Annotated in this window: 7 protein-coding genes; all 7 read right to left on the reverse strand. The window is 69.7% G+C overall.

The window, feature by feature from the left end; genetic code table 11:
* Positions 1-1,302 (reverse strand): glutamate-1-semialdehyde 2,1-aminomutase (locus ACWELJ_RS31730; protein WP_452369766.1); only part of this gene is annotated, 1,302 nt, incomplete at its 3' end.
* Entirely contained in the window at positions 1,295-2,596 is a 1,302-nt protein-coding gene (locus tag ACWELJ_RS31735; protein WP_452369767.1) for a GNAT family N-acetyltransferase, read from the reverse strand. The genes ACWELJ_RS31730 and ACWELJ_RS31735, both read right to left, overlap by 8 nt.
* A complete protein-coding gene (locus ACWELJ_RS31740) occupies positions 2,593-3,921 on the reverse strand; it encodes a glycosyl hydrolase family 28-related protein (protein WP_452369771.1) in 1,329 nt (442 codons plus the stop codon). Before ACWELJ_RS31740 ends, ACWELJ_RS31735 begins: the two co-directional genes overlap by 4 nt.
* A gap of 77 nt (positions 3,922-3,998) precedes the next feature.
* On the reverse strand, positions 3,999-5,300 hold the full coding sequence (locus tag ACWELJ_RS31745) for a Wzz/FepE/Etk N-terminal domain-containing protein (protein ID WP_452369768.1): 1,302 nt from the start codon (positions 5,298-5,300) through the stop codon (positions 3,999-4,001).
* Positions 5,291-6,667 (reverse strand): hypothetical protein, encoded by a 1,377-nt coding sequence (locus tag ACWELJ_RS31750; protein WP_452369769.1) that lies wholly within the window; start codon positions 6,665-6,667, stop codon positions 5,291-5,293. Before ACWELJ_RS31750 ends, ACWELJ_RS31745 begins: the two co-directional genes overlap by 10 nt.
* Before the next feature lie 87 nt (positions 6,668-6,754).
* The gene (locus ACWELJ_RS31755; RefSeq protein WP_452369770.1) at positions 6,755-7,759 is read right to left on the reverse strand and encodes a CgeB family protein; all 1,005 of its coding nucleotides are present in this window, start codon (positions 7,757-7,759) and stop codon (positions 6,755-6,757) included.
* Positions 7,756-9,039 (reverse strand): oligosaccharide flippase family protein, encoded by a 1,284-nt coding sequence (locus tag ACWELJ_RS31760; RefSeq protein WP_452369772.1) that lies wholly within the window; start codon positions 9,037-9,039, stop codon positions 7,756-7,758. The genes ACWELJ_RS31755 and ACWELJ_RS31760 overlap by 4 nt, the downstream gene beginning before the upstream one ends.
* Positions 9,040-9,259 lie beyond the last annotated feature (220 nt).

The raw sequence follows: 9,259 nt of genomic DNA on the forward strand, positions 1-9,259 counted from the left end.
CGGTGCGGCCGTGCGCCGCAGCGCCGGGGCCACCGGCCGCCCGGCGAGCAGCCCCGCGACCGTGCCCTGCTCGAGCGCCTTGCGGTAGGTCTTGGCCGCCGACTGGCAGGCGTCGACGGTGTGGTCGATATCGGCGTCGGTGTGGGCGGCGGAGTTCACGAAGGACTGGCCCAGCACCCCGCGATCGAGCAGCTCCTGCAGGAACAGGGTCCGGAACGGCTGGGACGGAACGCCTTCCGGGTCCCGGGTGAGGAACACCAGGCACGACGGCCGGCCCGCCACCTCCAGATAGTCGGAGATACCCAGATCGGCGGCGATGGCGTTCACCCCGGCGGCCAGGCGGCGACCGGATTCCTCCATGCGCGCCACGGGATCACCGGCGCGGTAGGTCTCGACCACGGCCCGGAAGGCCGCCAGCGACGCGGTTTCCGGCCCGTGCGTGGTGGACAGCAGGAACACCCGGTCGGCGTCGGTGCGCAGCCCGCCCAGCTCCATGTACTCGCGTTTCCCGGCCAGCGCCGAGAGCGGGAAGCCATTGGCCATGGCCTTGCCCCAGCACGACAGGTCCGGCACCACGCCGTAGAGCTGTTGCGCCCCACCGGCCGACCAGCGGAACCCGGTGATCATCTCGTCGAAGATCAGCAGCGTGCCGTAGCGGTCGCACAGGGCGCGCACGCCTTCCAGGAAGCCCGGCGCGGGATCGGCCAGGGCCGTAGCCTGTTCGAGGATGACGCACGCGATGTCCACGCCGCGCAGCACGGCTTCCAGCGATTCCAGGTCGTTGTAGCGGAACTTCACCGTCGGGGCCGCCGGGATCCCGGCGTTCATCTCCGTCACCCCGATGAACCAGTCGTCGACCGAGAAGAACGGCTGATCGCAGATCGCGACCTGCTCCCGCCCGGTCGCCGCACGCGCCAGCCGAACGGCGGCGGTGGTCGTGTCGGAGCCGTTCTTGGCGAACTTCACCATGTCCGCGCCCGGCACCAGGCTCAGGAAGTCCTCGGCCGCGGCCAGTTCCAGCTCGGTGGGCCGCGAGAAGTTGACGCCGTCGGCGATGGTGCGCGCGACCGCGTCGACCACCGGCGCGAAGCCGTGGCCGAGGGTCACCGAGCGCAGGCCCATGCCGTACTCGACGTATTCGTTGCCGTCGGCGTCCCAGACCCGGGCGCCGCTGCCGCGCACCAGGATCGGGGCCATGTCCTCGGGATACTGGTCCGCGCCGCGGGCGTAGGTGTGCGCGCCGCCCGGGACCAGTTCGTGCAGGCGCGCCTGCATCGCGTTACTGCGCCGGTAGTCACGCATCGTGCTCACCCCCGGCGGTGATGGCCCACAGGTCGTGGTCGCCGCGGTGTCCGTCGAATCCGGTGTAGCTGCGCATGGTTCCCTCCTTGTGCAGGCCCGCGTCGGCGGCGACGGCGGCCGAGGTGGTGTCTGTCGCCGCCACGGCGGTACTGACCCGGAACAGTCCGAGGCGGTCGAAGGCGTAGGCCAGCAACGCCCGGGTGGCGGCCGTGCGCACGGCGTCGTCGGCGCGGCCGGGGTCGGCCCACAGCTGGATCCGGGCATTGCGATCGAACAGGTCGAGGTCGAACAGCCGGGCGGTGCCGGCGTAGGCGCCCGCGACGTCGAGGACGAACAGCAGACCGGCGGGGGAGCGGACGCCCGCCGCGCTGAGGGCGATCTCGCGTAGCCACGCCGTTCCGCTGCTACCGATTCCGTCGGCGGCCGCGGGTCCCGCGTTACGCAGTGCCGCGGCCCGCGCCGGACCGTCGCCGGGCTGTGCCGAACGCAGCACCACCCCGTCGTGGCCGGGCAGCGGCAAGGTCACGGGCCGGGCGGGCAGCAGCCGCTGCGCGGCCCGCCACACCTGCCCGGCGCGATAGCGGGCCTGGACACCGAAAACCGTTGCGGCATTCGGTATTACCGGTTCTCGCTCCGTGTCGCCTGACCGGGGCGGCGGGGGCGGGGTGCGGTGTTCGAGGGTCCGTTCGGTCCACATCTCGGTGAACCCCTTGGGCGGTACCTCCGCCCGCGTCATCGACCACAGATCGTGATCGGCCCGCGCGCCGCCGACGTCGAAGTGCAGCCGCATGCGGCCCTCGCGCACGAACCCGATCTGCGCCGCGCCATTGGTGGCGGCCGCGTTCCCGGGCGAGATCGGCGCGTTCACCCGCTCCAAACCCAGTGCGTCGAAGGCGAAGTCGAGGATCAGGCCCGCCGCGATGCCGCCGAAGCCGTGCCGCCCCAGCCGCGCGTCGATCCAGATCCCCATCTCGCCCTGTTTGGCGCGATCGTCGATATTGCCGATCTCCACCTGTCCGGCGAAGCGGCCGTCGATCTCGATGACGGTGGCCACCCGCCGTCCGGCGCGGGCATTGGTCGACGCCTCCAGACACTCACGCACCCAGGACTTCTCGGTGTGCCGTTCGGCCCAGCCCAGGGTCGAGGTATGCCAGAACGGTTCCAGGAAGGCCCGATCGCGCAGCCGCAGCGCCCGCCACTGCGGGAAGTCGGTGTAGCGCGGCAGCCGGAGCAGCAGGGTGCTGCCGTGTAATCGCGCCGGGCCCAGGGGCAGCGTTGCCGGCTTCCCGCTCACGAGTGGGGCCGCTGCTTTCCCAGCGACGTGGTCTTGACCGCGCCGTCGGTGCCCACCGACATCCGCCAGTACACCCCGGCCGAATCCTTCAACACGATTCCCCCTTCGCTGCGATCGGAAAGATAAGCCCCACTGTTCAATACGGCCGACAGCACCGTCCCGTCCCGGTCCTGGACCTGGAGGATGTCGGTGCCGGGCTGGAAGGCCTGCGCCACCGTGGTTCCGGCGAACCGCGCCCCGTGGATCGCCCCGCGCCCGATCACGTGCCAGCCGTCGGGGAAGGACTTGGGGTCCACGTCCTCGAACGACCCGGAGATCAGGTTGATGGCGGTCCCCTCGGCCACGCCCTTGGGATCGACCCGCACCTCGATCGGCGGTGCGTCCAGATCCGGATCGAACTGCACATTGGCCAGATACGGCTGCCGGCAGTGGATCAGGTCCAGGCACACCTTGCGCGCGGCCACCTTGCAGTTGACCAGGCCGAACTGGGCGGGCCCGCCCGCCGGGCCGCCGATGGTGAGCGCGGTGTCGGCGCCCTCGAACCACACGTTGGTCAGCCACCAGTCATTGGCCGGGCCGTCGACGAACACGTGCTTGTCGGTGGTGCGAGGGTCGTTGTCGGAGACGAATTCCACATTGGCCAGGGCCAATCCGGCATTGTGGTCGCCGCCGGTGCCCAGCACACCGATGCGGTTGTTGGTCAGCTTCGACGAGGTCACATAGTTCTGGATGCAGGAGGTGACGATTCCGTAGCCGAAATTGTTGATGTCGGAGTTGATGACGGTCGTGCCGCCGGTATTGCGGTCGAGCACCAGCCCCCGCTGCTCCTGGAACCGGGGCGCGTTGTCGCTGAGGTGATTGCCGCGCAGCACCACCGAGTCGAAGGTGCAGCGGAAGCACTCCGACAGCCGCACCGCGGTGGCCTTCGCGCCCGAGAAGTAGAAGCCCAGGCGGGAGAAGCGGACCCGCTGTTTGCGCTGCAGCGCGATGAAGGTGTCGTCGCCGTCGTAGCCGATGGTGGTGACGTCCGCGCCGTCGCCGAGCACCGTCGCGTAGTCCGACAGCGCGGGGAAACGGGTGAGCGAATACTGTCCGGCCGGGATGTAGAGCACCAGCGGACGGCCGCTCACCGCCGCGGCCTTCTCGAAAGCCTCGGTGTCGTCGGCCTTGCCGTCCCCGACCGCGCCGAAATCCTTCACATTGCGGGCGGAGGGCTGATCGGTCACGTGCGGGGACCGGAATTCGGTGTCGCCCCCGGAGCCACCAGTCGAGCACGCCGCCGCCACCGGCAGGATGGCCGCCGCCCCCAGCCCGGCCATGAGCATGCGCCGTCGCCGCACGCCGCCGCCGGTACTCGCCGCAGCGTCTTCTTCCGTACGGTCGGTCCCCCCACCACCCTCGATCACCGCTTGACCAGATCGAGCGGATGCCGGACCAATTCGCCGACACTCTTGTGCGGCCGCGAGAACACCACGGTCCCGATCAGCCGCTTGTTGTCGTGGCCGAAGGTGGCCACCGCGCCGCGCACCTGATTGGAGGTGGTCTGGCCGAGTTCGATCACGCCGATGGTGCAGTCACAGCGCCGCGCCAGCGCGATGGCGTCGGCCGCCGCGGTCACCGGCGCGCACTCCACGATGATGTGGTCGAATTCGCTGCGCAGCTTGGACATGATGTCGGCGAACCGTTCCGAGTCGAGCAGGTCGGGGGTGCGGAAATCCATGCCGCCCAGCGGCAGCACATTGATCCCCACCTCGGGCCAGGCCATCACCGCCGCCGAGGGGTTCCCGTTGCTGCGCAACAGTTCCGCGAGCCCGGCCGCCGCGGCCGCGGGCGAACGCCGGGTGGACCCGTGTCCGGTGGTGTCGGCGTCGACCAGCACCACCCGCGCGCCGGTGTCGGCGAAGGTGCGCGCCAGCCCGATCGCCACGTCCGGTTCCGAATGCGGGGACAGTGAGGTCAGCAGCAGGCTGACCAGTTCGGGATCCTCGGTGAGCCGGGTGCGCAACCGCCGCAGTTCCCCGGCCGCGCCGGGCCGCCCGTCGTCCACGATGCCCAGGATCGGCACCGGGAGAAAGGCTTCCAGCTCGGTGGAGGTGCGCACCCGCTTGTCGAGCTTGTCGCGCACGACGGCCGCGCCCACGCCGAGCATCAGCCCGGCCAGCACGCCGAGGATGTAGAAGCGCTTCTTCTGCGGGGCGCTGGGCTGGGCCGGGGTCTGCGCCTTGTCGATCACCTCGGCGCGGGCCGCGGGCGCGGCGTCGCTCTGGGTGACCTCGAGCCGCGAGACCAGCGCGCGGAACTGGGAGACCACCTCGTCGGCCAGGGTGCGCGCCCCGGCCGCGGTGGAATCCTTCACCGAGATGACGATGATGGTGGTGGCCGGGGGCGAGACCGCGGAGATGCGGCCGCGCAGATCGTTCACCGAGGTCTCGAGACCCAGCTGGTCGTGGACGAAGGTGGCGACGGTGACGCTGTTGGCCAGGTCCACATACGAGCGCACCCGCTGCTGCGCGGCCAGTCCGCCCTGATAGGAGTCGTTGACCGAGGTTCCGGTCGCCATGGACACGTACACCGAACTGGTCGCCGTGTACTCGGTCGGCAGGGTGCTCGCGTAGCCGTAGGCCGCCCCCGTGCAGAGCACCACCGCGGCAACGATTATCGGCCAGCGCCGCCGCAGCAGCCGCCAGTAGTCGATCAAACCCATTGCGCTGTCCTCGTTTTCCCGGATGGAACGCCGGCCCCCGGCAGCTTTTCCATTCGTCTTCGGAATTCACCAACAACCAGATACGCCAGCCAGGCCAGCACCACGGCCTGCAGGTATTTGCCGAGCATCTCGACGGTGCCGAGGATGCCGCGCTCGAACAGCACCGGGACCTCGATCACCGACAGGCCCAGGATGGCCATGGCCAGGTACTTGCTGTAGAGGGCCCGGATCCAGACGAGCAGCAGCACGAAGGTGATCGTGACCCCCACCGCGACCCCGAGGTAGCCGCCCAGCACGTAGCCCTCGTTGATATTGCCCTCGGCCAGCGACACCTCCACCGTCGACATGTCCACCGATCCGCCGCGCACCTGCTCGGCCCAGGCCGCGCCGGAGCGGAACTTCTCCGCGCCCAGCAGCTGGGTGGGGATCAGGCTCTGGAAGGCGTGCACCGCCACCTGCTGCGGCGTGAGCCACGAGTGCGGGCCCGCGAACCAGGCGTCGGTGGCGGCCTCGAGCAGATCGAAGCGGCGCAGCATGCTCAGGAACGGGTGCACCACCGCCGGATACTGCGCATCCACCTGCGCCGCTTCGGCTTTGGCGGCGGAATCGGTCTTGAGCGACTGCAGCCAGCCGAACCCGCCGAGCGCCAGGGCGATGATGCTCAGCACACCGATCACATTGCGCCGGGTCCAGCCGGTCATGGCGAAACGCACGGCGATGGCCAGGGCCGCGCCCATGATCGGCGTCTTGGACTGCACGGTCGCCGTCCACAGCAGTTCGCCGCCGGTGAGCGCGCCGACCACCAGCAGCGTGGTGCGGCCGGAATCGCTGCGGAAGAACACGATCAGGCCGACCGCGCCCAGGGTGGCCAGAATGGTGACCAGATTGATCAGCGGGTTGGGGCTCTCGAGTTCGCCGGCCTTGCCGGTGGAGCCGGTGGCGTAGGCGGCCAGCCGGCCCAGGGTGCCGACGCCGTAGAGCAGGAACAAGGTCTGGATGAAGACCGGATCGCCCGCGAAGGGCGCGGTGCGCGGCGTCGTGCGCGGTGGCCGTGTGCGCACCCACAGGACATAGGCGATGATCAGGCCCGCGTAGAACCACAGGCCGAAGATCACCGGGCGCAGTACCGCGGCGATGCCGTCGTCGTAGCCGTACTCGTACAGCCGTGGATCGGGCACGTTGTCGCCGAAGCCGGGTATGGGTTTGACCCACAGCAGCACCACCGGCCGCGCGATGAACGACAGCGACCAGTGCGCGGTCTGCGCGATGAGGAACACCCGGGCCACGCCGGGCAGGAACATCGCGGCCACGACAATTGTCGCCAGGGCTGCGGCGACGAGGAATACGGCGAACTGCGCGGAGGCCATCACTCTCCCATCACCCCCTTATGTCCGCCGGGCGGGCCGCGGCGTTACCCGCTTGCGGGAAGGTCTTTTTCGCCCGGACCGACCCGTTCATGCCAGGGCGTCGACGATCTCGCGGGCGCGGTCGGCGTAGCTGTGCGCGCCGGTGACGATGCGGTGGTGGCCGGCCTCGGCGACCTTGGCGGCCTGCTCGGGATATTTGGTGCAGCGGCGCAGGATGTCGCGCAGTTCGGCGGGGCCGGAGAACAGGTAGCACTCGGTGTCGTCCTGCAGCAGTTCGGCGTGCTCGTCGGTGCGCTCGCCGACGAAAAGCCCACCGGCGGCGGGGACTTCGAAGGTGCGGCAGGTGTGGGTGTCGCGGTTGTCGGAGTTGAGCAGCACCAGGTTGGCGGTGACCGCGGCGACGGCGGCGGAGAAGTGCTCGCCGTAGACCGGGCCGCCGACGTCCGCGCCGGTCTGCCACAGCGCGCGCACCCGCCGCCAGCCGGGGCCGCGCAACAGCATGTCGCCGTGGTGTTCTCGGGCCAGGGAGATCAAGAGGTCTTGACGGTCAGGCCGGACCGCGCCGATGAAACCGAGCAGGAATCGGCGCACGGTGCGGCGCGCGGTGATGTGGTGCAGCGCCGGATCATAAGCACTACGAACGAATTTCACGTTCCGCGCGCCGCGTGCGGTCAGCTCGGGCACGTTGTGCCATTTGGTGGTGACGATGAGGTCCCATGCGGACTCGTGCTCCAGGTACTCCGGGCTGGTGTTGTACGGATTGGAGACGTCGTCGGGGCTGTAGTGCACATGCAGACTGGCGCGGGCGCCGAGCAGCCGCTGCTGATCCAGGTGCACGGACTTGAAGGCGAACAACATGTCCGGCGCGAATGTCCGCGCGGCGCTGTCGATCTCGTGATGTAGGGCTTCCACATCCCAGGGCGCGCGGCGGTGCGCGACCTTCGAGTACACCCAGGGCGGCGACAGTCGCGCGGGCAGCGTCACCGCGGTGGTGTCGATGACCACCACCTCGTGCCCGGCCTGCCGGAATCCGTCGGCGAGCGAGCGCGCGTTGCTGCCCACCCAGTCATCCCCGACGAAGAGCACCTTCACGCCACATCCCCCTTGGTCAGCAGTGCGGTGGCCGGTTCGATCGGTCCTGCCCGCCGGGCCCGTTCCCGGACCATGAGCCAGCGCACCCGGATGATGTACCACAGCGCGACACCGAATTCCGCCGAAACGGTGCCATAGACCAGGCTCCACACCGATCCGGTGCGCATGGCCACCACCAAGGCCGTCGCCGCGACGCAGGTTCCGATGATCGCGCCGATCAGCACCCCGATGGTGTCCTGCTTGACCGGCAGCACGGCGGTGGTCACGTACGAGGTGACGGTGGTGGCGGGCAGAATGAGGATCTCTACCCGCAGCAGCGAGATCGCGCCGGTGAAATCGTCGGTGTAGATCAGGTGGATCAGGGCCGGCGCCATGATCCAGACCGAGACCATCGCCAGGCAGGCCAGGGTGACGCTGCCGACGAGCATCTGAATCTGATTGCGCCAGAACTGATCGTCGCCGCTGCGCCGGGCCATGCGCGGCAGCAGCGCGAAGCCGATCGGGTCCAGGGTGGACTGGATCGCGCGGACCAGGCGGTCGCCCGCGGAGTACAGACCCAGCGAGGCGGCCTCGAGCACCGCGCCGTAGACCGCGGCCGAGCCCTGGCCGTAGCCGGTGACCAGCAGCCGGGAGGTGAAGATCGGTGCGGCCATGCGCAATACCGCCTTGAGCCCGTGGGGCCGCGCGGGCGGGCCGAACCGACGGAAGGAATCCCACCAGGTCAGCGCGACCGTGGCGATCGAGGAGATGAGCAGGCACAGCACGGCCATGGACGCGCTCGGGAAACGCGGTAGCAGTGCGACGAGCAAGACCAGATAGCCGATGCGCCCCACGCCCTGATACATGGTCGAGGTCCCGAATCGGCCCTGGCCGATCAGCAGCCAGTCCTCCGACACCGACCAGAAGCCGCCGGCGAACAGGCCCAGTAACACCATGTGCAGTTTGGGGGAGACCCCGACGGCCATGGTGACCAGCAGGGCCGCGCCGATGATGGTCAAGGTGGTGGCGCGGATGGCCAGATAGGTGCCGCGCAAGCGGTTCACCTCGCGGTGGCCCGGATCGTCCTCGGGGACCTTGGCGGCCAGGAACGAGGTGACGCCGAGGTCGACCAGCAGCGAGCCGATGAAGTAGGAGGACATGCCGATGGCCAGCAGGCCGGTGCCGTGCGGGCCGAGCATGCGGGCCAGCAGCGGGACGGTGACCAGGGTGATGACGTACTGGCCGTACTTGCCGAAGGTCACCAATCCGATGTCGCGGATGATGCCGCCGATGCCGCCCAGGCCCGCGGACGATTGTTTGCGGTGTTTACCGGTGTCGGCGGAATGGTCCGCGGCGGAGGCGGATTCGCCGTCGGCGGGCCGGTACGCGCCCGACGGGTCGCGCCGCGGGCCCACGACCGGCAGCCGCACGGTCGGCGGTTCGACCGGGTCGCCGTAGAAGGTGGGCTCGGTTACCGGCGGGGGTTTCCGGTCACGACCCACCGAAGCGGATGAAATCGAA

It is taken from the genome of Nocardia sp. NPDC004582 (genome assembly GCF_053602115.1).